Raw genomic sequence first — 25088 nt, forward strand, 5'->3', positions numbered from 1 at the left:
CTCAGGCGAGCAGCTCGTTAACCCAGTCGGGGACGAGGCGCGTGGCCGGCCCCCGGCGCGACTCGGCGAAGTCGCCGGCCCCGGCGCTGGGCTCGAGGTTGAGCTCGAGGGTGGCACCACGGGCCCAGTGGACGAACGCCGCCGCGGGGTAGACCACCCCCGACGTGCCGATCGACACAAAGAGGTCGCACTCCTCCAGCGCCTCCTCAACGAGATCCATGCCGTAGGGGATCTCGCCGAACCACACGATGTCGGGTCGGAGCTCGGACCCGCCGCACGCGGGGCAGGCCGGTCCGTCGGCCAGCGGGCCGTGCCAGTCGTGCCGCTCGTCGCAGCGGGTGCACCACGCCGAGCGCAGCCGGCCGTGGATGTGGTGCACCCGACGCGAGCCCGCCCGCTCGTGGAGGTCGTCGACGTTCTGGGTGACGACCAGCAGGTCGTCGCCGAGCGCGGCCTCGAGGCGTACGAGCGCGTGGTGGGCCGCGTTGGGCTCGACCTGCGTCAGCGCCGCCCGTCGCGCGTCGTAGAACCGCTGGACGAGGCCGGGGTCGTCGGCGTAGGCCTCCGGGGTGGCGACCTGCATGGGGTCGTGGCCCTCCCAGAGGCCGCCGGAGTCGCGGAACGTGGTGAGGCCGCTCTCCGCGGAGATCCCGGCACCGGTCAGGACGACGATCCGCATGCCCCAGTCCTACCAGCCCGTCACCCGAAGGGGTGCGCGTCAGGTGGAGGTGGGCTGCGGACTCCGGTAGACAGGCCGCCATGACTGACCTGGGAGGGACGTCGGACGCTGTCGCGTTCGTCGGCGAGTGGAACGGCCCGGTCGTGGCGACCGCGGTGCACGCGGGGCACGAGCTGCGGCCCGAGATCGCCGAGGCGATGGTGCTCGACCGGGTCGAACGCTTCCGCGAGGAGGATCCGTTCACCGACCGGCTCGCCGCTGTCGTTCCCGATCATGTGCTCACGTCGCGCTCGCGCTTCGAGGCCGACCTCAACCGGCCCCGCCGCGAGGCGGTCTACCGCACCCCGGACGACTGCTGGGGCCTCGACGTGTGGCGTGACGGCGAGCTGTCCGACGACCTCTTCAAGGGCAGCCTCGAGACCTACGACGCCTTCTACGACGCCCTCGCGCCGCGTCTCGACGCGCTGGCCGAGCGCGGGCCGTTCGTCCTGCTCGACGTGCACTCCTACAACCACCGGCGCGACGGCGCCGACGAGCCGCCGGCCCCGGCGTCGGAGAACCCCGAGGTCAACGTCGGCACCGGCAGCGTCGAGGAGGACGTCTTCGGACCACTGGTCGAGCGGTTCATGGGCGACCTGCGCGACGCCTCGCTCGGGTGCGGTCCCATCGACGCGCGGGAGAACGTCGCCTTCGAGGGCCGCAACCTCGCGTGGTGGGTGCACGACCGCTACCCGCGCGTGGGCTGCGTGCTGGCCCTGGAGTTCAAGAAGACCTTCATGGACGAGTGGACCGGCGAGCTGCACGCCGACCGCTTCCGCCGCTCCCAGATCGGCCTCGCCGCGGCCCTCCCCGGCCTGCACGACGAGCTCGAGCGCCTGCGGTGACCGACGGCGACCCAGCAGGGCCGGGTGCGGAGCTCAGTGCCACCGACCTGGCCGTGGACCACCACCTGTCCCTGCTGGCGCAGAGCTTCCGCTTCCTGCTCGACATCACCCCCGTCGACGCCGACGACCTGCGCGACGACTTCCTGGAGGGTCGTGCGCCCGAGCCGCCGTTCACCTACCGCGAGCTCGAGACCGACCCCGCCGTCGTACGCGCCGAGCTCGACAGCGTCGACCTCGGCACGGTGGAGGACCCCGTCCTCGGCCAGCTGCTGCGAGCCAAGCACCGCGAGATGGAGCTCCAGCTCGACATGCTGGAGGCGCGCGACACCGAGGACTTCCTGCCGCTGAGCGTGGAGCTCTACGGCGGGGTGTCGCCGTCCTTGCGCGCCCAGGCGGAGGCGCTGCTCGCCGGCATCACCCGCACGGAGCCCACCGACGAGCCGCTCGACGCCGAGGCGTTCCTCGAGCTGGCCGAGGCCGAGATCGCGCGCTACCGCGACGAGGACCCCGACCTCGACATGCACGCCGAGATCCGCTCGGACGTCAACGGCGTCATGGTCTCCGGCGACGTCTTGCTGATCGGCCCGGAGACCAAGGTGCAGCAGGCGCGCGCCCAGGCGCTGCTCCACCACGAGGTCGGCACGCACCTCGTCACCCAGGCCAACGGCAGCCACCAGCCGATCAAGGTCCTCGGCGTCGGGCTCGCGGGCTACGACGAGACGCAGGAAGGTCTGGCGGTCCTCGCCGAGATCGCCTGCGGCGGACTCACCGCCTTCCGCCTGCGCCAGCTCGCCAGCCGTGTCGTCACCGTGCACCGGCTCGTCGCCGGCGCGACCTTCGCGGAGGCGCACGAGGCGCTCGTCGCCGACGACTTCCCCGCCGGCAGCGCCTGGACGACGGTGATGCGCGTCTACCGCTCCGGTGGGATGACCAAGGACGCGATCTACCTCCGCGGCCTCGTCGAGCTGCTCGAGCACCTCGGCGCCGGCGGGTCGCTCGACCAGCTCTGGCTCGGCAAGTTCTCGCTGCGCGACCTGCCCCTGATCGGCGACCTGGAGTCCCGCGGACTGCTCCGGGCGCCCCGGGTCCTGCCCCGATACCTGCACGACCCGTCCGCGCACGACAACCTCGCCCGCGCGGCCGGCACCGAAGATCTCAGCACACTCCTGGAGGGACACGCATGAAGATCGGATTCGTCGTCAACGACATCGAGACGGAGAAGGCGGAGTACACCACCAACCGTCTCGCCCTGGCCGCCAAGGAGATGGGCCACGAGGCCTGGTACATGGGCATCGGCGACTTCGCCTACGAGCCCGACGGGTCGCTGAGCACCAAGGCCCGCGCCGGTCACGCCAAGTCGTACCGCTCGCTCGAGCGGCACCTGGCCGACGTGCAGAAGCCCGACGTCGAGCAGCTCATCGGCATGGACGAGTTCGACGTGGTCATGCTGCGCAACGACCCGGCCGACGACGCCGAGACCGACCCGTGGCGCAACAACGCCGGTGTCGCCTTCGGCCAGCTGATCGCCTCGAGCGGCGTGCTCGTCGTCAACGACCCCACCAGCCTCGCCAACGCCCTGTCGAAGGCCTACTTCCAGCACTTCCCGGAGATCGTGCGGCCGCGCACCCTCATCTCGCGCGACGAGGACATGATCGAGGAGTTCATCACCGACCTCGGCGGCAAGGCCGTGCTCAAGCCGCTCCAGGGCTCGGGCGGTGCGGGCGTCTTCCTCGTCGACCGCAAGGAGGCGCCCAACCTCAAGCAGATCATCGAGGCCATCTCCCGCGACGGCTACGTCGTCGCCCAGGAGTACCTCCCCGAGGCGGCCAAGGGCGACGTCCGGATGTTCGTGATGAACGGCGAGCCGCTGGTGGTCGACGGCGAGCACGCCGCGTTCCGCCGTACGCCGTCGACGAAGGACATCCGCTCCAACATGTCCGCCGGCGGCAAGGCCGAGAAGGTCAAGGTCACCGACGACATGCTGCAGATGGTCGAGGTCGTCCGTCCCAAGCTGGTCGCCGACGGGATGTTCCTCGTCGGGCTCGACATCGTGGGCGACAAGCTGATGGAGATCAACGTCTTCAGCCCCGGCGGCCTCGGCAGCGCGCACGCCCTCTACGAGGTCAACTTCGCGCCCGCGATCATCGGCGAGCTCGAGCGCAAGGTGAACATCCGCAAGCACTACCCCGAGATCGACAACATGAGCCTGGCGACCAGCTGAGCGGGTCGGGCCGAGCGGGGTCGGGGTCACGCGACGCCTGCAGCCGCGCGACGGGCGTACGCCCAGCCCGGGCGCCGCAGCAGGAACGACCATCGGTCCTGCCAGGTGTCGGCCGCGGCCACGTCGGCGGCGATGTCGACCCACTCGTGGGTGGCGATGCGCGCGGGGTTGTAGGAGCCGACATTGGCGGTGAGGCCGTAGACCACCGGCTCGTCCTCCTCCTCGAAGGTGCCGAAGAGGCGGTCCCAGAGGATCAGGATGCTGCCGTGGTTGCGATCGAGGTAGTCGCGGTTGGACCCGTGGTGCACCCGGTGGTGCGAGGGGGTGTTGAACACCTTCTCCACCCAGCCGAGCCGACGGATCGCCTCGGTGTGGATCCAGAACTGGTAGATCAGGTTGATGCCGCGCGCCTGCTCGATCAGCGCCGGACGGACGCCCGCCAGCGCGAGCAGTCCGTAGGGGACGGTGAGCGTCACGCCCTCGGCGACCGGCTGGCGCAGCGCCGTCGAGAGGTTGTAGCGCTCGCTCGAGTGGTGCACGACGTGCACCGCCCACAGCCAGCGGCTCTCGTGGCTGAATCGGTGGTTCCAGTAGTAGACGAAGTCCCAGCCGAGGACCGCCGCGACCAGCGCCCACCGACCGCCGCCGAGGTCGAGCGGTGAGCGGTCGAAGAGCCGCCTGCCCGAGGTCAACGCGGCCCACGTCGTCGAGGTGATGAGGGCGGTCGAGGCGACCGCGCTGACCGCGAGCGCGCCGTGCGCCTTGCGCAGCACCGGCGGTGTGCGGTCCTCACTGACGACGGCCGGGCCCTGGCGGATCTCGGCGAGCTCCTCCTGCACCTCGCGGACCTGCGCCGAGACGGTCTGCGGGTCCGGCAGCGACCCGTCGCGCAGCCGACGGCGTACGACGTCGCCGACCGTGGTCAGCACGGCGGCCGCCGCGCCCACGGCCAGCAGGGTGCGCCCGTGCCGGCCCACCCCCGGGGTGACGGGGTCGAGCAGCCGCTTCGCGACGTAGGGCGCGGCCAGGCTTCCGACGCCCATGCTTAGGCTGGCGACGGTGTCGGCCAGCTGGTAGTCACCGGCGCGGGTGCCCGGCTCGACCGGGTGCGCCCGCTGCCAGGCGTACTCCGCGGCCATCGCCCCGATGAAGGCGGGGATGGCCGCGACGGTCAGGTCGATCTTCACGCGGCCATGGTGCCCTGATCAGTAGTACCAGGGGTAGGGCGACCAGTCGGGCTCGCGCTTCTCGAGGAACTGGTCGCGCCCCTCCTGCGCCTCGTCGGTCATGTAGGCCAGACGGGTCGTCTCGCCGGCGAACAGCTGCTGACCGACGAGCCCGTCGTCGAGCAGGTTGAAGGAGTACTTCAGCATCCGCTGCGCGGTGGGGGACTTGCGGTTGATCTTGCGGCCCCACTCCAGGGCCTCGCGCTCGAGGTCGGCGTGGTCCACGACGCGGTTGACCGCGCCCATGCGGTGCATGGTCTCCGCGTCGTACTCGTCGCCGAGGAAGAAGATCTCGCGGGCGAACTTCTGGCCGACCTGGCGGGCGAGGTAGGCCGAGCCGTAGCCGCCGTCGAAGGAGCCGACGTCGGCGTCGGTCTGCTTGAAGCGGGCGTGCTCGCGGCTGGCGAGGGTGAGGTCGGCGACGACGTGCAGGCTGTGCCCGCCGCCGGCCGCCCAGCCGGGGACGACGCAGATGACGACCTTGGGCATGAAGCGGATCAGCCGCTGGCACTCGAGGATGTGCAGGCGGGCGAGCCTGGCCTTGTCGATCGGGTTGGGCTCGGCGCCGGCGTCGGTGTGCCCCTCGGTCTCGTACTGGTAGCCCGCCCGGCCGCGGATGCGCTGGTCGCCCCCGGTGCAGAAGGCCCACTTGCCGTTCTTCGCGCTCGGCCCGTTGCCGGTGAGGATCACGCAGCCGACGTCGGCCGACGTGCGCGCGTGCTCGAGGGTGCGCAACAGCTCGTCGACCGTGTGCGGGCGGAACGCGTTGAGCACGTCGGGGCGATCGAAGGCGATGCGCACCGTGCCGTGCTCCCGGGCCCGGTGGTAGGTCAGGTCGGTGAGGTCGTCGAAGCCGGGCACGACGTCCCAGGCCTCGGGGTCGAAGATCTCGCTGACGCCCTCGATCGCACTCATGCACGTACTCGCTTCGCTCCGTGCGCGCATGAGGCACTGGGCACGCTGCGTTGGATGATTCGTTCGCTGCGCTCACTCATGGCCGGAGGGTAGTTCACCGGGAAACGGTCGTCCGGACCGCCCGTCGACGACCGTTGACCGGTGGACTACCCGCAGCGGCGTGGAAGATCACCGGCGGTCGTGGTGTTGTGGCAGGCATGGCACTGACTGGAACGTACGTCCCGAGCAAGGCGGAGTGGGTCCGCAACCAGGTGGCCGAGTACGAGGCCAGCGACGGCCGGGAGGCGAACACGCTCCCCGACACGAACTACCCCATCGTCGTGATCACCTCCGTGGGCGCGAAGTCGGGCAACCTCCGCAAGAACCCGGTGATGCGCGTCGAGCGCGACGGCGCCTACCTCGCGGTCGCGTCGAAGGGTGGCGCTCCCGACAACCCGGAGTGGTACTACAACTTCGTCGCGCACCCCGAGGTCGAGCTCCAGGACGGCGCGGAGAAGCACGTCTACACGGCCCGCATCCTCGAGGGCGAGGAGCGGGCCGACTGGTGGGAGCACGCCGTCGCCACGTGGCCGACGTACGCCTCCTACCAGGAGAAGACCGACCGGGAGATCCCGCTCTTCCTGCTCGAACGCGCCTGAGCCTCAGGGCGAGGTGACCTCGGGCGGGAGGCCGCCCTCCTCGTCCACCACGGCTTCCTCGTCGAGGTCGAGGTGCGCGACCTCCTCCTCGTCCGGGTCGAGGTGCGAGGGCGCCTCGGGCTCGAAGGCGTCCGTCGACTGTTCGTCGGGTTCGATGTCGCCACTGGTCATGGTCTGTCCCTTCGTCGAGCAGGTCTCGTCCGCACCTGAGCGCACCACGCGCGTACGCACCGTGTCCACCGCGCAGGGCGAGGTCGTGCCGTGAAGTCCTTCCCGGGCCGCCGGTTCGGCCTCACAATGACGCCGTGACGACCACGCTGCCGACCCGTTCGGCGTTCGACGAACCCGTCGACAACCCGCCGGCTCGGTGGGTCGGCGCGCTGGTGCTGCTCAACCTCGGCGTGATGGCCGGGTGGTTCGGGCCGATCCAGGTCCTGCTCGCCCAGCAGGCCGAGCGGATCGCCGCCGCGGAGCCAGGGGGCATGAGCAAGGAGGCGCTGCTCGCCGTCGTCCTCTTCAGCGGGGCGGCCGTGTCGATGGTCGCCAACCCGGTCTGGGGCGCCTTCAGCGACCGCACGCGCTCGCGGGTGGGCCGGCGGGTGCCGTGGGTGCTCGGTGGCGTGGTGCTCGGCGCGGCGTCGCTGCTGCTGCTGTCCGTGGCCGAGAGCGCGCTGTGGATGGTCGTGGCGTGGAGCCTGGTGCAGCTCGCGCTCAACGCCGCGTGGGCCGGCGGTGTCGCGGCCGTGCCCGACCAGGTGCCGGTCGAGCGGCGCGGCCTCATCGGCGGTCTCGTCGCGATCGCCGGCACCGTCGGCGTGTTGATGGGCATCAAGATCGCGGAGGTGACCGGGTCGATCGCGCAGGGCTACCTCGTCATCGCGGTCGTGATGCTGCTGCTCTCGGTCCCCTACCTCGTCGGCTCGCGCGACCTCGCGCTGCCGCGCGACCACCCGCTCGAGCCGCTGGACTGGAAGCGGCTGGTCCGCTCCCTCTGGGTCTCGCCGCGCGAGCACCCGGACTTCGCGTGGGCGTGGCTCACCCGGCTGCTGGTCAACCTGGGCAACTGGATCGCGCTCAACTACCTCTACTACTTCCTCACCGACGGGCTCGGGTTCGGTGACGACGACGCCACGGCCAGGCTCGGGACGCTCGTGCTGATCTACGGCGTGTGCACCGTGGCCACCACGGTCGTCGTCGGGCACTGGAGCGACCGGGTGGGCCGCCGCAAGGTCTTCGTCATCTGGTCCGGGGTGCTCATCGGGGCGAGCTCGCTCGTCCTCGGCCTGTGGCAGGCCTGGCCCGGTGCGCTGCTGGCCGCCGCCGTCCTCGGTGCCGGGTTCGGCGTCTACCAGGCCGTCGACTTCGCCCTCATCACCCAGGTCCTGCCCGGTGCCGGCGACCGCGCCAAGGACCTGGGCGTCATCAACATCGCCTCCGCGCTGCCCCAGGTGCTCGCCCCGGCGATCGCCGGCCTCATCCTCGTCGTCGTACGCGAGCTGGGCGGGTCGGTGGCCACCCAGGGCGAGGGCTGGTCCCTCGGCTACGGCGTGGTCTACCTCGTCGGCTTCGGGCTCTGCGTCCTCGGCTCCGTGTTCGTCACCCGGATCCGGTCCGTCGCCTGACCCCCTCGCTCGTCGGAGCGGTGCGCGAGGCGGCTTTCCGGTCGGCGGAACCCACGTGACGCACCGCTACCGACATGTCGTACGCCGACTCGCGACTGGGGCGGTGCGCGAGGGGGATTCCCGAGCGCGCGGATCCCCCTGAGGCACCGCTCGAGGGGGCGCGGCAGTGAGGCAGGAGGGCAGCGGGTGGGGACCCGGGACCAGCGTCAGTGGCTGATGGTCATCGCGAGGCCGACGAGGTGCTCGAGGCGGGCGAGCTCAGAGTCGAGGAACTCCGGGCCGCCACGGCGGCCCATCAGCACGAGGTCGTCGCCGAAGGGGGCGGCGCACTCGACGTAGACCTCGTCGCCGGGGAGGCGCGTGGGAGCGGAGACCCGCTCGATGTCGTAGGCGGACGGGGCAGCGTCGGTCGCGTGGACGACGGTGGCGCCCACCCCGTCGACGCCCGGGGTGACGCGGGCGGCCCAGTCGACGCGGAAGGCGATCGGCAGCAGGTCGACCAGGCGGTCACGGGCGGAGTCGGGGTCCTCGGTGAGCGCCTCGACGACCTCGAGGTCGAGGAAGAGGTTGCCCCCGGCCGCGTAGCGGTTGATCCACAGCACGCTGACCCCGTCGAGCACGCTGCAGGCGGACACGACCGAGTCGGGCATGGTGCCCTGCGCCATCTCGAGGAGCACGTCGTCGACCGCGAACCCGTCGCGCTTCTCCACGATCTCGATCGCCTCGATGTCGCCGCCGGCCTCACCGATCGCGCTGGCGACGCGACCCAGCGACCCGGGGACGTCCGGGAGCTCGACTCGCAACAGGTAGGGCATGCGAGGAGGCTAGCGGTGATCTGTGTCGGCGGGGTTTCACGCGCGCGACGGCGGCACGCCCTCTTCGGTGGGTGAGCCGGCGGTGGCGAGACGCCGGGCGAGCCCGCTCGCGCGCTGGGCCCGACGGCCGATCGCGGCCCGGATCGCTGCCTCCGACCCGACCACGCGCACCTGCGAGCGGGCGCGGGTGACGGCGGTGTAGAAGAGCTCGCGCGACAGCAGCCGGGAGTCCTCGTCGGGCAGCAGGACCGTGACGACGTCGGCCTGCGAGCCCTGCGACTTGTGGATCGTCATCGCGTGCATCGTCTCGACGTCGCCCAGCCGGGAGGGCGCGAGGTCGCGCGGGCCCTCGCTGGCGGCGATCACCGCGCGCGGACCGGTCGGCGTCAGCACCACGACCCCGCTGTCGCCGTTGTAGACGCCGAGCTGGTGGTCGTTGGCCGTGACGAGCAGCGGCCGGCCGACGTAGGCCCGCTCGAACAGGGGGTCGCCGGTCTCGGCCGTGAGCCAGTGCTCGATGCGGCGGTTCCAGTGGCGTACGCCGAAGGGGCCGTCGCGGTGCGCGCACAGCAGCCGGTGGCGGTCGAGCGCCGCGAGCGCGCCGGCGACGTCGCCGCGCTCGGCAGCGTCGCGGACGGCGAGGGCCGCGTCGAGCGCGGTCGTGCGGATGCGCGAGGCCGGGTCGGGCTCGTCGACCCACTCGACCGCCTCGTGCCGGGCGGCGAGGACGGCGAGGGCGGTGTCAGCGTCGCCCGTGCGCAGGGCCTCGGCGAGCGCCCGGATGTCCGGCCCGAAGCGGTGGGTGGACTCCAGCGCGGCAACCGGCGAGTCGGCGCGGCCCTCGAAGCCGCGGACCACGTCGCTGAGCACGGCCCCGGCCTCGACCGACGACAGCTGGTGCGGGTCGCCCACGAGCACAAGCCGCGCATCGGGGCGTACGGCCTCGAGCAGGCGTGCCATCTGGGTCAGGGACACCATCGACGACTCGTCGACGACGACCACGTCGTGCGGCAGGCGGTTGCCGCGGTGGTGGCGGAAGCGGGTGGAGTTGCCCGGGTCGGGGCGCAGCAGCCGGTGCAGGGTGGAGGCGGTCACGCCGGCCAGCCGGGCCCGGTCGCCCTCCTCGAAGGCCTCGGCCTCCTGGTGCACCGCCTGCTGCAGGCGGGCGGCCGCCTTGCCGGTCGGTGCGGCGAGCGCGATGCGCAGGCCGCCGGGGTGCTGGTCGAGCAGGCCGACCAGCAGGGACGCGACGGCCGTCGTCTTGCCGGTGCCCGGACCGCCGGTGAGCACCGTCGTCCACTGCCCGGCCGCGGCGAGGCACGCCGCGACCTGCTCGCCGTAGGACGGCTCCGGCAGGCCTCGCGCCACGGCAGCCGCCTTCATCGCGGCCACCACGCGCTCCAGGGAGGCGCGCATCAGGTCGGGGTCGTGGTCGGGCGAGCTCGCGGCCCGCGAGAGCAGGTCGTCGACGACCTGGGTCTCCTGCTCGTGGTAGCGGTCGAGGTAGAGCAGGTCGTGGTCCCAGCGGACCAGGCCGGCCGCCACCAGCGGGCTGGCCGCGACGACGCGGGTCCACGCGGCGGTCTCGGGCCACGGGAGGTCGGGCGGGTCGGCCACGGTCGCGAGGTCGACGCAGACCGACCCGCCGCGCACGGCTCGCACGGCGAGCGCCACGGCCAGCAGCACCCGCTCGTCGCTCTCGCGTCCCAGTCGGCCGAGGGCGGCGGCGACGTGGACGTCGGCGCTGGTCAGCACGCCCGCGGTGTTGAACTCGCCGAGCAGACCGGTGGCGCCCAGCGCGAGCCGGGCGTCGGTGGCGTCGATCGGCTCGAAGAGGTCGGTCATGGGTGCACCCCGTCGAGGAGGTCGGAGAGTGCCGTCACCAGCGCGACCGGCGGCTGCCACGCGAACACGCCGCAGGGCTGTCCGTCGACGAGCGGCGTGGCGGGACCGCACATGCCGCGCAGGTAGAGGTAGAGGACGCCGCCGAGGTGCTCCGCGGGGTCGTAGTCGGGGAGCCGCCACCGCAGGTAGCGGTGGAGCACGACGGTGTAGAGCAGGGCCTGGAGCGGGTAGTCGGAGTGGCCCATCGCCTCGTCGAGGACCGCCGGCCGGTAGTCCCAGGCCGTGGCGGGCGCGGCGCGGTCGCCGAGCCAGTTGGTCTTGTAGTCGATGGTCAGGTAGCGGGTGCGGCCGGCGACCGGCACCCGGACCACGACGTCGATCGACCCGGTGAGGTAGCCCAGGAGCCGCTGGCCGGCCAGGTCGCGGTCGCCCTCGAGGGTCGCGGCGAAGGCCAGCAGCGGGTCGCCCGCGGGCAGGTGCGCGCGCAGCAGCGGGGCGAGGTCGCCGAGCACGACCGACGCCGCGTCGCGCGCCGACGTGAGGTCGCCGCCGACCAGCGGCACCTCGAAGTCGAGCTCGCGCAGCCGGTCGCCCAGGTGGATGTCGCGGAGGGTGAGTCCGCCCGCCAGCGGGCCGAGCGGGGAGTCGCAGACCGCGACGAGCGCGTCGGCCAGGGTCTCGGCGTCGACCTCGACCGCCCACCACGCGCGGTGCTCCTCGACCTGGGCCAGCAGCTCGGCGCGGAGGTCGGGTGCGGCGGGGTCGGCGTGCTCGAGGACCTCGTGGACGAGGGAGCCGAACGCAGCACCCACCGGCAGGTCGGCCATCGGTGAGGGCACGGCGGTCAGGGCCAGGTCCGGGTCGGGCGCGGGGGCCTCGTCGAGCGGCTCGAGCTCGGTGTCGTCGAGGTCGGGCGCGTCGTCGGGCTCGGACAGTACCCGGTCGGGCGCCCCCGCGTGGGGTGCGCCGGCGGCGGCGAGCGCGGAGTAGGACGTGCGGCGCCAGTCGGTGTCGACGTCGCGGTCGAAGGTGCGCACCGCCAACGGCGGCAGGTCGCGCTGGATCGGGGTCGTGTCGACCGGCACGAGGGCCGCCACCTCGGGCTGCGGACCGCCGGCCGCCTTCCAGCGACCGAGGATCTCGACGAGCTCGTCGTCGTCGACGACCGGCTGCTCGTCGTTGACGCGGGGGTGTCCCGGGGCGCGCCCGAACAGCATGCGGTGCAGCGGGGCCGCGGCGGTGTTGTTGGCCGTCGGGCAGTACCACGCGACGACCTGCGACTGGGCCCGGGTGAGGGCGACGTAGAGCAGCCGGAGCGACTCCCCGGCGTCCTCGTGGCGGCTCGCGGCCACGGCGGCGTCGCGCCACCGGCTCGGCCCGCCGACGTCGCGGCAGCGCTCGCCGTCGGCGTCGTGGAAGAGCGGTACGTCCTCGTCACGCACCCACCGGTCCCACAGGGTCGGGAGGTAGACGACGGGGTACTCCAGCCCCTTGCTGCCGTGGATCGTCACCAGCTGCACCGCTGCGGCGTCGGAGTCGAGGCGGCGGGTGCGCTCGGAGGCGACCTCGATCTTGTCGTCGGCCACCTGGGTGCGCAGCCAGCCCAGCAGGCCGACCACGCCGAAGCGCTCGCTGACGGTCACCTTGTGCAGCGCCTCCCCGACGTGGCGCAGGTCGGTCAGGGTGCGCTCCCCGCCGACGCGTCCGAGGACCCGGGCGGTGAGGCCGTCGAGCACCGCGCTCTCCAGCACCGCCGCGACGCCGCGCGCGGCGAAGACGTCGGCGAGGCGGCGTACGTGCTCGCTCAGCTCGTCGGTCGGGTCGGGCTCGGCCTGGAGGTCGTCGGCGCTGCGGCCGAAGAAGTCGGTCAGCGCGGCCGCACGCACGCGGTCGGCGCGGTGGGGCTGCTCGAGCGCCTCGAGGAGGGTGAGCCACTGGGTGGCCGCGGCGGTCTTGAAGACGGACCCGCCGGCGTTGAGCACGGCCGGCACGCCGACGGCGGCCAGCGCCTCCTGGGCGGCGAGCAGGTCGGCCCGCCGGGCCGCGAGCACGGCGACGTCCCGGGGCTCGATCGGCCTGGCGTCGTCGCCGGCACCGACGCGCGCGCCGCTGGTCAGCATGCGCTTGACGTCGGCGGCGAGGTCGGTGAGGACGTGTTCGCGCCAGTCGCCGATGCGGGGGCGCCGGCGGCCGAGCTCCTCGTGGCGCACGACCCGGAGCCGGAACGGCGCGCCCGCGCCCTCGAGCCGGGAGGTGTCGTGGTGGGCGCTGACCGGGTGGACGGGGATGCGCTCGTCGCCGAGGGCGGCGCCCTCGACGAGCACGTGCAGCGCGTCGAGCAGCGGCTGGTCGGCGCGCCAGTTGACCCCGAGCGTCTGCCGGGTGGTCGCCTGCTCGGCGGCCTCGAGGTAGGTGACGATGTCGCCGCCGCGGAAGGCGTAGATGGCCTGCTTGGGGTCACCGATCAGCACGAGCGTGGCCACTCCGTGGAAGGCGCGCTCGAAGACCTGCCACTGGACGGGGTCGGTGTCCTGGAACTCGTCGATCAGCGCGACCTTCCACCGCTGCCGCATCCGGGTGCGGGCCGGCGCGTCGTCGTCCTGGAGCGCGTCGGCGAGCTGGCCGAGGAGGTCGTCGTAGGACAGCACGCCCAGCCGGCGCTTGCGCCGGTCGATCTCGTCGAGCACGCCGCACGCGAAACGCACCCGGGCGGCGGCCCGGCCGTCGGGGTCGCCGGCGAGCGCCTCCTGGGGCGCCACCCGCGCCCGGGGGTCGCCGACGACCGCGCGGGCGATGCCGAGGGCCTCCTCGCGGGTCCACGCCGCCTGCTGCTCGCGGGCGAAGAGGCTGAGGTAGCGGTCGTCGGTGACCTCGGTGGTCAGCTGCTCGAGGTCCTCGACCAGGACGGCCCCGGTGTCGGTGTCGCCGGCGACGCCCAGGCTGCGCAGCACGAGCTGGCAGAACTGGTGGATGGTCGCGATCGTCGCGGCGTCGAACGACGTCAGCGCGTCGGTCAGCCGACCGAGCCGGACGGCCCTCTCGTCCTCGTCGGCGTCGAGCAGCCAGTCGTGGAGGCGGTTGGCGGGGTCGGCGGTGGTGGGATCGGCGAGCACGGCCGCGGCGTCGTCGAGCTGGCGGCGTACGCGGTCGCGGAGCTCCTGGCTCGCCGCGCGGGTGAAGGTGACGACGAGCATCTCCTCCAGGGTGGCGACGCCCTCGACGAGGTAGCGGGTGACCAGCGCGGCGATGGTCCAGGTCTTGCCGGTGCCGGCGCTCGCCTCGAGCAGCGTGGTGCCGGTCGGCAGCGGACCGCAGATGTCGAAGGTGTCCATGCCGGACGTGGTGGTGGGCAGGTCGCTCATGTCAGATCCCCCGCACCAGCTCGTGGGCGAGCAACGGCGACCAGACGCGGAGCGCGTAGAGGCCGAGCCGGTGGGGTGCCGGTCGGTCGGTGGTGCCGTCGTCGACCTCGTCGGACAGCAGCGGCGCGGCGAGGAGGTCGTAGGGCGCCTGCTCGCCCCAGGCGCGCACGTGCCACTGGTCGCCGTCCTCCTTGGGGAAGCCGGTCTCGTTGAAGCGCGGGGTCACCCACTCGGCGGCCGCCTTGGCGTCGGGGTCGGACTGGCCGCCCCCGCCCGACCGCTCGCTGATCGCGAACTCCTCGGCGAACGCCAGGCTGGTCTTCACCGGCAGCGGCAGCGGCTCGCGTCGGCCGCGCTCCATCACCGCGACGAGGTCGCGGAGGTGGGTGCGGGCGTCGTCGTCGGTCATGGGCGAGATCAGCGCGCGGCGGCCGGCGGATCGTCCCCAGCGTCCGATCGTGTGGGCGGTCCAGTTCTCGTCGGGGTGGCCGCCGGCGAGGGCGAGGGCGTCGAGCCAGGCCGCCAACCGGTGCTTGGCCCCGAGGCTGGAGTAGCTGACCGAGACGAGGTTGTTGCCGAAGACGCCGCCGACCGTGCCGGTGAGCCGGCGGTCGCCGAGGTCGATGTCGACATCGAGCGTGCGGGCAGGTCCGGCGCGCAGCGGGAGCGCGGCCTCCACCAGGGGGCGCACCCGCTGGACGATCTCGGTCAGCATGGCCGAGCCGAGCTCCTCGGGCGGCAGCAGCCCGCGCAGCTGCTCGGCCAGCATCGCCGCCTGCGGGTCGCCGCCGCTGAGCACGTCACGCACCAGCCGGTCGCCGACGTCCCACTTCTCGAGCCCGTCGAGCGTGATCGGGACGGCGTCCTTGGTCTCGTCGACGTCGTAGGGGGTGGTGACCCGCAGCTGCTGGCGCAGGAAGCTGCGCACCGGGTGGGCGAAGAAGTCGTGCAGGTCGGCGAGCGCCACCTCGCGGACGGGCTCGGGAGCGGGCAGGGGCGTGGGCACGAGCGCTCGCGGCGCCGGGCGCGGGGCCCGTGCCGCCCGGGCGCCGGCCAGCGCCGTGCGGTCGAACGAGAACGGACGGTCGAGGGAGGCGACCAGGGCGCCGGCGGTCAGGTTGGCCTCGTCGAACGGCTGGAGCGGGTGGTGCACGAGCACGTCGTCGCGCACCGGCGCGCTGCTCGTGCGGTCGAGGGTGTCGAGGAGCTCGCCGAGCGGCACGGCCGGGGGCTTGTCGTCGTTGGTGTGCTCGCCGCGTCCGGCGTAGGTCACCACGAGCGTCTCGGTCGCCGCGCCGATCGCGTCGAGGAGCAGCTGTCGGTCCTCCGAGCGGACATCACGCTCGCCGGTCATCGGCCGCCGGGCCAGGACGTCGTCGCCGTCGACCGCCTCGAGTCGCGGGAAGACGCCGTCGTCGAGCCCGACGAGGCACACGACGCGGTGGGGGACCGAGCGCATCGGCACCATCGTGCAGACGGTCAGCGTGCCGGTGCGGAAGTTGCTGCGGGTGGGGCGCCCGCGCAGCCGGTGGCGGAGCAGGGCGCGTACGTCGGCGTGGCGCAGGCGGGTCTCGTGGTCGCCGACACCGGCCGAGATGCGGGCCAGCTCACGGTCGAACTGCGCGACGCGCCACGCGTCGTCGGGTCCGCTCAGGGTGAGGCCGTGCACGGCCCGGCCGAGGGCGGTCGTCCAGTCCGCGACCGACGTCGCGGAGGCGGCGGCCCGCACGAAGGCGTGGAGGCGGTCGACCATCTCGACGAAGCTGCCGACGAGGTCGAGGTGGCCGTCGCCGACGTCGTCGAGCGGCAGCGTGCCACCCACGAACCGGTGGCCCTCCCCGGACATCGCCGCACCGAGGAGCACCCGCTGCAGGCCGGAGAGCCACGTGTTGGCGTCGAGGTCGAGGCCGAACGCGGAGCGGTGGTCACGGTCGTAGCCCCAGCGGATGGCCGCCTGGTCGACCCACCGCGCCATCCGCTCGAGGTGGTCGTCGGTGAACCCGAACCTGGCGCGCACCGGCTCCGTGGCGGCGAGGTCGAGGACCGAGGTGGCCGTCATCCGGCCGGCGGCCAGCTCGACGAGGTCGGCGGCCACGCCGAGGAGCGGGTTGGTCGCACCGGGCGACCGGTCGGCGAGGCGGACCCGGAGCCGGTGGGCCGGGTGCCCGACGTCCTCGCGTGCGACGTCGGCCAGCCCGAACCCCGCCGAGATGAGCGGCGCGTAGGTCTCGATGTCGGGACACATCACGAGGATGTCGCGCGGCTCGAGCGTCGGGTCGTCCTCGAGCAGGCCGACCAGGACCTCGCGCAGCACGTCGACCTGGCGGGCGGTGCCGTGGCAGGCGTGCACCTGCACCGAGAGGTCGGTGGGTCGGCGCACCCGGGCGGCGAGGGTGTCGGCGCCGGGCGCGCGGTTGGCCCGGAGGTCGGACTGCAGCCAGCCGAGCAGCGTCGCGGGGTCGGCGTGGCTCGCCGGGTGCTGCTCGGCCTCGAGGTCGCCGAGGGTGCGTCGCAGCTCGCGGGAGTCGCGGCCCAGGGAGGCCAGCAGCGGGTGGCGGACGAGGTCGGCGGACCGGTCGTCGGCGCGCGCAACGGGCCCGTCGGCGGCCGTCGGCGCGAGCGCCTCCCACAGGACGGGGGAGGGCTGCGGCAGCCACAGGTGGACGTCGCGGTGCTCGCCCAGGGCGCGCAGCAGCTCGACCTCGGTGACCGGCAGCCGCGTGTGGCCGAACAGGGAGAGGCGGCCGGGCAGGTCGAGGCCGTCGGCGCCACCGCGCAGCTGGTCGACCGTGGTGGCGTGCCGGAGGTCGGGCGCGGGTGACCCGACCCGGACGACCAGCCGCCTCCACAGCTCGGCCTGCCACCGCAGGTCGGGGTCGAGGGCGCCGCCGGCGCCATCGGTGTCGTCACCCGCCCGCCAGTCGCGCACGAGCTGCGGTCGCTGGACGGCGTAGGAAGAGAACAGTCCGGCGAGACGCCGGGCGACGGCGTAGCGGCGGGCCGAGCGGTCGTCGCCGGGGTCGCCGCCGCCGAGGTGGCGGGTGAGGTCGTCGAAGCCGGGCGCGCCCATCGCCTCGTCGACCACCTCGAGGAGCGGCCACGCCAGCCGGTCGGGGCTCCAGGGGTCCTCGGCGTCGCGGTCGAGCAGCATCGACACGAGCGAGTGCGGCGTCACGAAGTCGACGCCCGCGCACACGCCGTCGCCACCGCGGGCGCCCACGCCGAGCCGGTGCGAGAGCCGCTGGGTGAGCCAGCGCTCGACGCCGCGCGCGGGCACGACGACGACCTCGCGCGCGAACGGGTCGGCGAGCGGGGTGACCAGCAGGTCCGCGAGGCCGTCGGCGAGCGCGTCGGTGCGCTCGGCGGTGTGCAGGTGCAGGGTCACGGCGCCACCCTATGAGCGGCGACCGACACGCGTGCGGGCGACGCGGTCAGGCTGTGGACGGAGGCGTCAGCGGGAGAGGAGGTAGACGACCAGCATCAGCAGCACCGCCAGGATGATGCCGACGATCGCGCCCGTCACCAGGACCGGCCGACCGCTCTTCCGAGGGGTCGATCCGGTCGGGGTCGTGGCCGTGGGTCATGCCTCCTCGTACCCGCTGGTCGTCCGCCCATGCGCCACAATCGGTGGATGTGCAGCCGGGTCCTCGTGGTGATGGCGTCGTTGGGTGCCCTTGCGCTGGCGGCCTGCGAGGGGGAGTCCGCCCCGCCCGAGCAGGTGGAGATGACCTGGGTGGAGCGTCCGCTGCCGCCGCACCCGGGGCCGCCCGGTCGTACGGTCGTGCGTGACGCCGTGGAGTGCGGCGACGGCTGGTGGGTCGCCGGCGCGGTCTTCCTCGACCGGCCGACCGAGACCCGCGACACCCGCCCCGCGCTGTGGTTCTCCACGGACCGGGAGCGGTGGGAGCCGGTGCCCGTCGGGGCCCGCACCTACTGGGGGCGGCGGGCGATCCTCAACTCGATCGCGTGCTCGCGCGACCGGATCGCGGTCGTCGGGGCGCGCTCCGGGGGCGCGCACGGCAACCCCAGGGTCACCACCTTCTGGATGGACGGCAGGACGTTGGTCGACGTCCGCGCCGTGTTCACGCAGTACGGCGGCGTCAGCGCGACCAACGTCGGCCCGATCGCGGGCGGCCCGGCCGGCTGGCTGATCACCGGCAACCGGACCTCGGGGCCGGGGGTCTGGTGGACCGACGACCCGCGCGGGTTCACCCGGGTCGAGGGCGAGCCCGGGCTGACCGACGACGGCGACCTCGAGTCGCTCGCGCAGGGCGCCGGCTGGGCGGGGGAGGAGTGGGTGGTGGTCGGCGCGGGTGCGCGGACCGGTCGCCATCTCGACCCGGACCCGCTGGCGTGGACGTCGCCCGACGGACTGACGTGGGCGCCGGAGGAGATGCCGGCGGCGGACGGCGCGCAGGACGTGCACCGCGTGACGGTCCTCGACGACGGGCGGCTGCTGGCCGTGGGCCGCAGCGACGACACGTTCGCCGCCTGGGTGCGTGACGACGACGGCTGGCAGGGCCCGGTCGGGTTCGGCCGGATCGCGGACTCCTGGCACGGCACGCCCTACGTCGCCTCGCTCGCCACCACGACGGCCGGCGTCCTGGCGAGCGTCAGCACCGGCGACCACTACGAGCTGTGGCACACGTCCGACGCCCGCACGTGGCAGCGGGTCGAGGTGCCGCTCCAACCGCAGACCGCCGGCGACCACACGTTGTCGGTGGCCGCCGGCGGCGAGGTGCTGGTCGTCGCCGATGCGGGCGACGGTGGGCACGTGTGGGCAGGAGAGCCCGTCAGCCCTTGAAGGCGTCCTTGACCTTCTCGCCGGCCTGCTTGAGGTTGGCGCCGGCCTGGTCGGTCTTGCCCTCGGCCTCGAGCTGCTCGTCGTCGGTCGCCTTGCCGGTGGCTTCCTTCGCCTTGCCCTTGAGCTCGTCGGACTTGTTGTCGAACTTGTCGTCCAGACCCATCGTCGTTCCTCCTGTGGTGAGGGGTGGTGAGGTCGGTACGGACCTGGTGGTCCGTCCTCCAACCTGCCACGGGGGTGGTCGCGCAACGACACCCGTGCGGGTGGGCCGGGCCGGGGGTGCGCGCCGGCCCACCCGGGGTCGTCCACCGCGACCAGGAGGGGGTCAGGACGATCGCAGCGACGCGGGGTGGGAGCCCTCGGTGCCTCCGAGCTGGGGGCGCGGGGTCGGGGGAGGGGTGTGCTCGATCTCGTCGGCGCGGAGCATGTCCATGCGCCAGATGACGGCGCAGCCGACGATCGCGACGAGGATGGCGGCGGTGCTGATGAGGATCACGCTGACCATGGGAGTCTCCTGGTGGTCGATGGGTGGATGACGACAAAACCTCTACACACCTGTATAAGTTATGCGAGCAGGTCTGGCAAGGGCTGGGCGGCACGAGTTTCGGTCGACGACCACTGAGGAGGACGCGTGACGGAGCAGGTCTCGGAGGGCTTCAGCATCGGTGTGCTGGCGGCGCGCGCGGGCGTGACGCCGGGCGTGCTGCGCACCTGGGAGAACAGGTTCGGCTTCCCCCGCGGCGAGCGCTCCGCCTCCGGTCACCGCCGCTTCACCGACGCTGACGTCGACCTCGTGCGCCAGGTGCTGGAGGTGCGCGACTCCGGCCTGCCGCTCCAGGTCGCCATCGACTCCGTCGTGCGCGCCCAGGAGGCCGCGGAGGAGCGGTCGGTCTTCGCGGCGGCCGCCGACGCCGTCGCGGGCGTACGACCCCTCCGGCTGCACCGGCGCCCACTGATCGCCGCGTCGCACGCGGTGGAGGACGAGTGCCTGGCGCGCGGCGACCGGTCGGTCGTGCTCGGCGCGTTCCAGCTCGGCCACCGCTACGAGTCCTCGCGCCACCGCTGGGAGGAGCTGGGCCGCACCGCCGCGTGGGCCGCCGTCGTCGCCGACTTCGGCGGGGAGGCCGACCTCGGCGCCTCACCCGTGCGCTGCCAGCTGCCCGGCGACTCGCCGCTGCGCCGCGAGTGGGCGGTGGTCTGCCTCAGCGAGACCTATGCCGCCCTCGTCGCCGCGTGGGAGGTGCCGGTCGCGACGGGCCCGCCGGTCTACGAGGCCGTGATCAGCACGCACCGCGGAGCCGCGACGGCGGCCGGCCGGGTGCTCGCCGGGGTCGTGCGTGCGGCCGGGGGCGACGTACCTCCTGCGGCGGCACGGCTGCTCGACGCCGCGACACCGATGCCGGCGACGTCAGCGGTCGACGCCGACCGCACGTGGTTGCGCGCGCTGGCCGAGCTCGACCCGCGCTGAGGGGTGCTCGCCGGACCTCAGTGGTTGCGGAGCGCGTCGATCAGCTCGTCCTTCGTCATCGAGGAGCGGCCCTCGATGTCGAGCTCGGCCGCGCGCTTGCGCAGCTCGTCGACGGTGCGGTCCTCGTAGTCCTCGCCGTGCCCGCCGCGGCTGCCCACCTTCGAGCGGCCCTGGGCGGCCGCCGCGTTGGCGATGCGGGCGGCCTTCTCCTTGCTCGCGCCGTCGTCGCGCAGGGCCTCGTAGACCTCTGCGTCCTTGACGGACGGTCCCGGATCCTTCTTCTTCTCGGCCATCCATCCACGGTGCCACCACCCGTGCGCGGCCTGCTCACCCGTCAGGGGGTGGGCGGCCGGCGCACCGCGAGTAGCGTCGCGAGGATGGGTGATCCGGCACGTGACGAGACCCCGCAGGAGCGGGCCGACCGCAACTGGAACGACCTGCTGCAGGAGCTCCGGGTGAGCCAGACCGGGGTCCAGCTGCTGGCCGGGTTCCTCGCCACGCTGCCCTTCCAGTCCCGTTTCGAGGTGCTCGACGACTTCCAGCGAGCGTGGTACGTCGGCCTGCTGGCGCTGGCCTTCGGCACCGTCGCCGTCACGCTCGCGCCGGTCGCCATCCACCGTCGCGTCTTCCAGTCCGACGCCAAGCCCGAGCTGGTGCAGGCCGGGCACCGTTTGACCAGCGTGGCGCTGGTGATGATCGCGGTGCTGCTGGGCGGGATCTTCTTCCTCGTCGTCGACATGGTCTTCGACCGGATGGCGGCCGCTGCGGCGGCCGTGGGCTCCGTGGTCGTGCTGGCTGGGCTCCTGTTCGTGCTTCCGAAGCGGGTCGCGAGCACCAGCTGACGAGGTGGTGCCGGGTTGGGCGGCGAGCCTAGGTTGAGGTCATGGCCAAGAAGACGACACGTTCCTCCCGCACCGCCCCGGTCACCAGCGACGCCGACGCGCCGCTGACGGTCCCGGGTCTCGACACCACGACGGGTCACGCCGTCGCCGACGCCCTGCAGATGCGGGTGCACGCGCTCAACGACCTCGCGCTGACGCTCAAGCACGCGCACTGGAACGTCGTGGGCCCGCACTTCATCGGCGTCCACGAGATGCTCGACCCGCAGATCGACGGCGTGCGCGGCATGGTCGACGTCCTCGCCGAGCGGATGTCGACCCTCGGCGTCCCGCCCAACGGGCTCCCCGGGGCCCTGGTCGCCGCGCGCACCTGGGACGACTACGACGTCGACCGGGCCGACACCGCCGCCCACCTCGCCGCGCTCGACCTCGTCTACACCGGCGTCATCGAGGACCATCGCGCCGCGATCGAGGCCGTCGGCGACGACCCAGTCACCGAGGACATCCTGATCGGGCAGACCGGCGAGCTCGAGCAGTACCAGTGGTTCGTCCGCGCCCACCTGCAGGGCACGAGCGGCGCGCTCGTCTCGGCGGGTGCCGAGGACGAGGTCGGCGCCGCCCGGAAGGCCACCCGCAAGCGCTGAGACCATCCCCCAAACCTCATGTGTTAAGGTTTTGACCTAGACACATGAGGAAAGGGGGGGCGCATGCCTCGTGCAGGACTCACGAGCGCCCGGGTGGCGCAGGCGGCCGCCGACCTCGCGGACGAGGTCGGGCTCGAGCAGGTGACGCTGACGGCGCTCGCCAAGCACTTCGACGTGGCGACGCCGAGCCTCTACACGCACGTGCGCAGCAGCGCCGACGTGCGCACGCGCATCGCGCTGCTCGCGCTCGACGAGACCGCCGACCTGGTGGCCGACGCCCTCGCCGGGGTCAGCGGCCGCGCCGCGCTCGCGTCCGTCGGCAGCGTCTGGCGGGCCTACGCCCGCGAGCACCCGGGGCGCTACGCCGCCACCCGCCTGCCCCTCGACGCGTCGGAGGCGGCCGTGAGCGCGGGGCCGCGCCACGCCGAGCTCTCCCGCGCGGCCCTGCGCGCCTACGCCCTGTCGCCCGACGACGAGACGCACGCCGTGCGCCTGCTCGGCGCGACCTTCCACGGCTACGCCGCCCTCGACGCCGCTGGCGCCTTCAGCCACGGCGGACCGGACACCCCGACGTCCGACGACACCTGGGAGCGCGTCGTCGACGGGCTCGACACCCTCCTCCGAACCTGGGAGACCCGATGATCGACCACCCGCCGACCCCGCTGCTCCGGGGCGCCCTCGAGCTCGAGGACACCGGCACCGGCCTGCTGCCGCACCGCCTGCCCGCGTGGGCGCGCGCCCAGACCGACGACCCGCAGCTCCACCTCGTCGAGGCCCAGCCGGCCGGCGTACGCCTCGCGCTGCGCACGTCGGCCACCCGCCTCGAGCTCGACGTGCTGCCCACCAAGCGCCAGTACGCCGGGGCGCCCGCCCGCCCCGACGGCACCTACGAGGTGCTCGTCGACGGCGAGCTCGTGCAGCAGCTGTCCGCCACCGGCGGCAACGTGCTGACCGTCGACATGATGACTGGCGCGCACACGTTCGAGGCAGGCAGCCCGACGACGCTGCACGTCGACCTCCCCGCGGGCGAGAAGACCGTCGAGGTGTGGCTGCCGCACGACGAGCAGACCGAGGTCGTCGCGCTGCGCGCCGACGCGTCGGTGGCCCCCGTCGACGAGGACCGGCCGCGCTGGGTGCACCACGGCAGCTCCATCAGCCACGGCTCCGCGGCCACCCACCCCACCGGCACCTGGCCGGTCGTGGCCGCCCGCCTGGCCGGCCTCGACCTGGTCAACCTCGGGCTCGGCGGCAGCGCGCTCCTCGACCCGTTCGTCGCGCGCACGATCCGTGACGCCCCGGCCGACAGGATCAGCGTCAAGCTGGGCATCAACCTGGTCAACGCCGACCTGCTGCGGCGTCGTGCCCTCGGGCCGGCGGTGCACGGATGGCTCGACACCATCCGTGACGGCCACCCCGACACGCCGATCCGGCTCGTGTCGCCGATCTTCTGCGGCGTCCACGAGACCACGCCCGGACCCACCGCGCCCGACATGGCGGCCATGGCCGAGGGCCGCGTGGCGTTCGTCGCCGGCGGCGACCCGGCGGCGGTCGCGACGGGGGCGCTGACCCTCGAGGTGGTGCGCGAGGTCCTCGCCGAGGTGGTCGAGCGGCGTGCCGACCCCCACCTGTCCTACGTCGACGGGCTCGGGCTCTACGGCCCTGAGGACGCCGAGCGGCTGCCGCTGCCCGACAACCTTCACCCCGACTCCGCCACCCATCGGCTCATCGGCGAGCGGTTCGCCGCGCTCGGGGACTGGTAGCCGGGCCGGGGGCCCGATGGTGGCGGCACATTGCGTCGAACGGCGCCCGTGGCCTGCGATCTGCCGCCACCTCGGACGGGGCCATGGCGATGGTGGCGGCACATTGCGTCGAACGGCGCCCCTGGCCTGCGATCTGCCGCCACCTCGGACGGGGCCATGGCGATGGTGGCGGCACATTGCGTCGAACGGCGCCCGTGGCCTGCGATCTGCCGCCACCTCGGACGGGGCCATGGCGATGGTGGCGGCACATTGCGTCGAACGGCGCCCCTGGCCTGCGATCTGCCGCCACCATCGGCGGCGGTGACACGTGAACGCTGGGCGCCGGCCTCTTTCACCCGTCGTTGGCGCAGCGGAAGCCGATGTTGCCTGAGGACGACTCGGCGGTGTTGGAGGACCGCGCGGCCACGCGGTAGCGGTTGCAGTAGCTGTCGTGGCACAGGTAGGACCCGCCGCGCATCACCCGCGGCACCAGCCCGTCGTCGACCGAGGACGGCTCGGCCGCGACCGGGTCGACGACCGCGGCCTCGCCCGCCCGGTCGGCGTACTCGCCGGGCCGGAACGCGTCGTGGCACCACTCCCACACGTTGCCGACGGTGTTGTGCAGGCCGTGGCCGTTGGGCTGGAACGCGGTCACCGGCGCGGTCGTGAGGTAGCCGTCCTCGAGCGTGTTGCGCCGGGGGAAGTCGCCCTGCCAGATGTTGCAGCGCCAGTGGCCGCCACGGGTGAGCTCGTCGCCCCAGGGGTAGCGCGCGCGGTCGAGCCCGCCCCGCGCGGCGTGCTCCCACTCGGCCTCGGTCGGCAGCCGCTTGCCGGCCCAGCGGCAGTAGGCCCGGGCGTCGCGCCACGAGACGTGCACGACCGGGTGGTTCTGCAGGTCGCCGATGTCCGAGCGCGGTCCCGCCGGGTGGCGCCAGTCCGCGCCGCGCACCGCCAGCCACCACGGCACGCCGGCCACGCGCCGGAGCACGTCGGCCGGGGCGGCCTGCACGGCGAGGTGGAAGACCGCTGACACGCCGTCGCGCTCGGCCTCCGTCACGTGGCCGGTCGCCTTGACGAAGGCGGCGAACTGCCTGTTGGTCACGGCCTTGGTGTCGATGAGGTACGACGACAGGCGGACCGCGTGCACGGGACGCTCGCCGTCCGCGGGGTCGCCGTCGCCGTGGCTGTCGCCCATCCAGAACGTGCCCGCCGGGATCCGGACCTGGCCGCGGGTGCTCCGCTTGCCGGAGGAGTGGGCCGGCGCCGTCGCCGCGGGAGCCGAGCGGCCGGCCGTCGGTGCGCAGCAGGAGGTGCCGTGCTCCTCCGGGCCGGTCGGCGTGCTCATGCCGTCAACGGTAGGTCAGGCGAGCGACGCGCCGGACGACCT

At 73.6% G+C, this 25088-nt stretch carries 23 protein-coding genes; 11 read left to right on the forward strand and 12 right to left on the reverse strand.

What is annotated here, in order from left to right; translation table 11 throughout:
- Position 1: 1 nt before the first annotated feature.
- A complete protein-coding gene (locus NCI01_RS19630) occupies positions 2-679 on the reverse strand; it encodes an NAD-dependent deacylase (RefSeq protein WP_254183185.1) in 678 nt (225 codons plus the stop codon).
- Between the two features lie 80 nt (positions 680-759).
- Here NCI01_RS19630 and NCI01_RS19635 point away from each other — a divergent pair, with 80 nt between their 5' ends.
- Genes NCI01_RS19635 through NCI01_RS19645 form a run of 3 tightly spaced genes read left to right on the forward strand, consistent with a single transcriptional unit; the run spans position 760 to position 3784 of the window.
- Positions 760-1563, forward strand: coding sequence for an N-formylglutamate amidohydrolase (locus NCI01_RS19635; RefSeq protein WP_254183186.1), 804 nt, complete (start codon positions 760-762; stop codon positions 1561-1563).
- A complete protein-coding gene (locus NCI01_RS19640) occupies positions 1560-2747 on the forward strand; it encodes a peptidase MATCAP family protein (protein WP_254183187.1) in 1188 nt (395 codons plus the stop codon). The genes NCI01_RS19635 and NCI01_RS19640 overlap by 4 nt, the downstream gene beginning before the upstream one ends.
- Positions 2744-3784: a glutathione synthetase gene (locus NCI01_RS19645; RefSeq protein WP_254183188.1), complete on the forward strand. Its 1041-nt coding sequence runs from the start codon at positions 2744-2746 to the stop codon at positions 3782-3784. Before NCI01_RS19640 ends, NCI01_RS19645 begins: the two co-directional genes overlap by 4 nt.
- Before the next feature lie 26 nt (positions 3785-3810).
- Here the strand turns inward: NCI01_RS19645 and NCI01_RS19650 are convergent, their stop codons facing one another.
- Positions 3811-4971: a sterol desaturase family protein gene (locus NCI01_RS19650; RefSeq protein WP_254183189.1), complete on the reverse strand. Its 1161-nt coding sequence runs from the start codon at positions 4969-4971 to the stop codon at positions 3811-3813.
- 18 nt (positions 4972-4989) lie between these two features.
- On the reverse strand, positions 4990-5925 hold the full coding sequence (locus NCI01_RS19655; RefSeq protein ID WP_254183190.1) for a 1,4-dihydroxy-2-naphthoyl-CoA synthase: 936 nt from the start codon (positions 5923-5925) through the stop codon (positions 4990-4992).
- Between the two features lie 197 nt (positions 5926-6122).
- On the opposite strand from NCI01_RS19655, the gene NCI01_RS19660 reads away from it, so the two are divergent.
- Positions 6123-6563, forward strand: a complete 441-nt coding sequence (locus NCI01_RS19660) for a nitroreductase family deazaflavin-dependent oxidoreductase (RefSeq protein WP_254183191.1) — start codon at positions 6123-6125, stop codon at positions 6561-6563.
- 3 nt (positions 6564-6566) lie between these two features.
- Here NCI01_RS19660 and NCI01_RS19665 read toward each other — a convergent pair whose 3' ends face one another.
- Positions 6567-6734, reverse strand: a complete 168-nt coding sequence (locus NCI01_RS19665; RefSeq protein ID WP_254183192.1) for a hypothetical protein — start codon at positions 6732-6734, stop codon at positions 6567-6569.
- A 134-nt stretch (positions 6735-6868) separates the two neighbouring features.
- Here NCI01_RS19665 and NCI01_RS19670 point away from each other — a divergent pair, with 134 nt between their 5' ends.
- Positions 6869-8185, forward strand: a complete 1317-nt coding sequence (locus NCI01_RS19670; protein WP_254183193.1) for an MFS transporter — start codon at positions 6869-6871, stop codon at positions 8183-8185.
- Positions 8186-8391: 206 nt separating this feature from the next.
- Here the strand turns inward: NCI01_RS19670 and NCI01_RS19675 are convergent, their stop codons facing one another.
- Genes NCI01_RS19675 through recC form a run of 4 tightly spaced genes read right to left on the reverse strand, consistent with a single transcriptional unit; the run spans position 8392 to position 17592 of the window.
- Positions 8392-9000: an ACT domain-containing protein gene (locus tag NCI01_RS19675; protein ID WP_254183194.1), complete on the reverse strand. Its 609-nt coding sequence runs from the start codon at positions 8998-9000 to the stop codon at positions 8392-8394.
- Between the two features lie 36 nt (positions 9001-9036).
- Positions 9037-10845, reverse strand: a complete 1809-nt coding sequence (gene recD / locus NCI01_RS19680; protein ID WP_254183195.1) for an exodeoxyribonuclease V subunit alpha — start codon at positions 10843-10845, stop codon at positions 9037-9039.
- On the reverse strand, positions 10842-14207 hold the full coding sequence (locus tag NCI01_RS19685) for a UvrD-helicase domain-containing protein (RefSeq protein WP_254183196.1): 3366 nt from the start codon (positions 14205-14207) through the stop codon (positions 10842-10844). The genes recD and NCI01_RS19685 overlap by 4 nt, the downstream gene beginning before the upstream one ends.
- 1 nt (position 14208) lies before the next feature.
- Positions 14209-17592: an exodeoxyribonuclease V subunit gamma gene (gene recC, locus NCI01_RS19690; protein WP_254183197.1), complete on the reverse strand. Its 3384-nt coding sequence runs from the start codon at positions 17590-17592 to the stop codon at positions 14209-14211.
- A gap of 246 nt (positions 17593-17838) precedes the next feature.
- Between recC and NCI01_RS19695 the strand changes: the two genes are divergently transcribed.
- Positions 17839-19011: a hypothetical protein gene (locus tag NCI01_RS19695; protein ID WP_254183198.1), complete on the forward strand. Its 1173-nt coding sequence runs from the start codon at positions 17839-17841 to the stop codon at positions 19009-19011.
- Here NCI01_RS19695 and NCI01_RS19700 read toward each other — a convergent pair.
- Positions 19001-19174 carry a CsbD family protein gene (locus tag NCI01_RS19700; RefSeq protein WP_254183199.1) on the reverse strand — a complete coding sequence of 58 codons (174 nt, stop codon included), beginning with the start codon at positions 19172-19174 and terminating at the stop codon, positions 19001-19003. The genes NCI01_RS19695 and NCI01_RS19700 overlap by 11 nt on opposite strands.
- Before the next feature lie 162 nt (positions 19175-19336).
- A complete protein-coding gene (locus tag NCI01_RS19705; protein ID WP_254183200.1) occupies positions 19337-19516 on the reverse strand; it encodes a hypothetical protein in 180 nt (59 codons plus the stop codon).
- A 126-nt stretch (positions 19517-19642) separates the two neighbouring features.
- On the opposite strand from NCI01_RS19705, the gene NCI01_RS19710 reads away from it, so the two are divergent.
- A complete protein-coding gene (locus NCI01_RS19710) occupies positions 19643-20479 on the forward strand; it encodes a DICT sensory domain-containing protein (RefSeq protein ID WP_254183201.1) in 837 nt (278 codons plus the stop codon).
- Positions 20480-20496: 17 nt separating this feature from the next.
- On the opposite strand, the gene NCI01_RS19715 is transcribed toward NCI01_RS19710, so the two are convergent.
- A complete protein-coding gene (locus tag NCI01_RS19715; RefSeq protein WP_254183202.1) occupies positions 20497-20772 on the reverse strand; it encodes a DUF7218 family protein in 276 nt (91 codons plus the stop codon).
- Between the two features lie 84 nt (positions 20773-20856).
- Between NCI01_RS19715 and NCI01_RS19720 the strand changes: the two genes are divergently transcribed.
- The 4 genes from NCI01_RS19720 (at position 20857) to NCI01_RS19735 (ending at position 23722) form a co-directional block, all read left to right on the forward strand.
- Complete coding sequence (locus NCI01_RS19720; protein WP_254183203.1) at positions 20857-21321, forward strand: DUF6328 family protein; 465 nt, start codon at positions 20857-20859, stop codon at positions 21319-21321.
- Between the two features lie 41 nt (positions 21322-21362).
- Entirely contained in the window at positions 21363-21962 is a 600-nt protein-coding gene (locus NCI01_RS19725) for a Dps family protein (RefSeq protein WP_254183204.1), read from the forward strand.
- A gap of 63 nt (positions 21963-22025) precedes the next feature.
- Positions 22026-22604, forward strand: a complete 579-nt coding sequence (locus NCI01_RS19730) for a TetR/AcrR family transcriptional regulator (protein ID WP_254183205.1) — start codon at positions 22026-22028, stop codon at positions 22602-22604.
- Positions 22601-23722: an SGNH/GDSL hydrolase family protein gene (locus NCI01_RS19735; protein ID WP_254183206.1), complete on the forward strand. Its 1122-nt coding sequence runs from the start codon at positions 22601-22603 to the stop codon at positions 23720-23722. The genes NCI01_RS19730 and NCI01_RS19735 overlap by 4 nt, the downstream gene beginning before the upstream one ends.
- 331 nt (positions 23723-24053) lie before the next feature.
- On the opposite strand, the gene NCI01_RS19740 is transcribed toward NCI01_RS19735, so the two are convergent.
- On the reverse strand, positions 24054-25046 hold the full coding sequence (locus NCI01_RS19740) for a formylglycine-generating enzyme family protein (protein WP_254183207.1): 993 nt from the start codon (positions 25044-25046) through the stop codon (positions 24054-24056).
- Between the last annotated feature and the right edge of the window lie 42 nt (positions 25047-25088).

Source organism: Nocardioides pinisoli (assembly GCF_024199985.1).
Classification (GTDB): domain Bacteria; phylum Actinomycetota; class Actinomycetes; order Propionibacteriales; family Nocardioidaceae; genus Nocardioides; species Nocardioides pinisoli.

What these genes read in the sequence shown, in the direction of transcription:
- NCI01_RS19630 (WP_254183185.1), bottom strand. Translation starts at nt 679, where the DNA reads ATGCGGATCGTCGTCCTGACCGGTGCCGGGATCTCCGCGGAGAGCGGC.
- NCI01_RS19635 (WP_254183186.1), top strand. Translation starts at nt 760, where the DNA reads ATGACTGACCTGGGAGGGACGTCGGACGCTGTCGCGTTCGTCGGCGAG.
- NCI01_RS19645 (WP_254183188.1), top strand. Translation starts at nt 2,744, where the DNA reads ATGAAGATCGGATTCGTCGTCAACGACATCGAGACGGAGAAGGCGGAG.
- NCI01_RS19655 (WP_254183190.1), bottom strand. Translation starts at nt 5,925, where the DNA reads ATGAGTGCGATCGAGGGCGTCAGCGAGATCTTCGACCCCGAGGCCTGG.
- NCI01_RS19660 (WP_254183191.1), top strand. Translation starts at nt 6,123, where the DNA reads ATGGCACTGACTGGAACGTACGTCCCGAGCAAGGCGGAGTGGGTCCGC.
- NCI01_RS19665 (WP_254183192.1), bottom strand. Translation starts at nt 6,734, where the DNA reads ATGACCAGTGGCGACATCGAACCCGACGAACAGTCGACGGACGCCTTC.
- NCI01_RS19675 (WP_254183194.1), bottom strand. Translation starts at nt 9,000, where the DNA reads ATGCCCTACCTGTTGCGAGTCGAGCTCCCGGACGTCCCCGGGTCGCTG.
- recD (WP_254183195.1), bottom strand. Translation starts at nt 10,845, where the DNA reads ATGACCGACCTCTTCGAGCCGATCGACGCCACCGACGCCCGGCTCGCG.
- NCI01_RS19685 (WP_254183196.1), bottom strand. Translation starts at nt 14,207, where the DNA reads ATGAGCGACCTGCCCACCACCACGTCCGGCATGGACACCTTCGACATC.
- NCI01_RS19695 (WP_254183198.1), top strand. Translation starts at nt 17,839, where the DNA reads ATGTGCAGCCGGGTCCTCGTGGTGATGGCGTCGTTGGGTGCCCTTGCG.
- NCI01_RS19700 (WP_254183199.1), bottom strand. Translation starts at nt 19,174, where the DNA reads ATGGGTCTGGACGACAAGTTCGACAACAAGTCCGACGAGCTCAAGGGC.
- NCI01_RS19705 (WP_254183200.1), bottom strand. Translation starts at nt 19,516, where the DNA reads ATGGTCAGCGTGATCCTCATCAGCACCGCCGCCATCCTCGTCGCGATC.
- NCI01_RS19715 (WP_254183202.1), bottom strand. Translation starts at nt 20,772, where the DNA reads ATGGCCGAGAAGAAGAAGGATCCGGGACCGTCCGTCAAGGACGCAGAG.
- NCI01_RS19720 (WP_254183203.1), top strand. Translation starts at nt 20,857, where the DNA reads ATGGGTGATCCGGCACGTGACGAGACCCCGCAGGAGCGGGCCGACCGC.
- NCI01_RS19725 (WP_254183204.1), top strand. Translation starts at nt 21,363, where the DNA reads ATGGCCAAGAAGACGACACGTTCCTCCCGCACCGCCCCGGTCACCAGC.
- NCI01_RS19730 (WP_254183205.1), top strand. Translation starts at nt 22,026, where the DNA reads ATGCCTCGTGCAGGACTCACGAGCGCCCGGGTGGCGCAGGCGGCCGCC.
- NCI01_RS19735 (WP_254183206.1), top strand. Translation starts at nt 22,601, where the DNA reads ATGATCGACCACCCGCCGACCCCGCTGCTCCGGGGCGCCCTCGAGCTC.
- NCI01_RS19740 (WP_254183207.1), bottom strand. Translation starts at nt 25,046, where the DNA reads ATGAGCACGCCGACCGGCCCGGAGGAGCACGGCACCTCCTGCTGCGCA.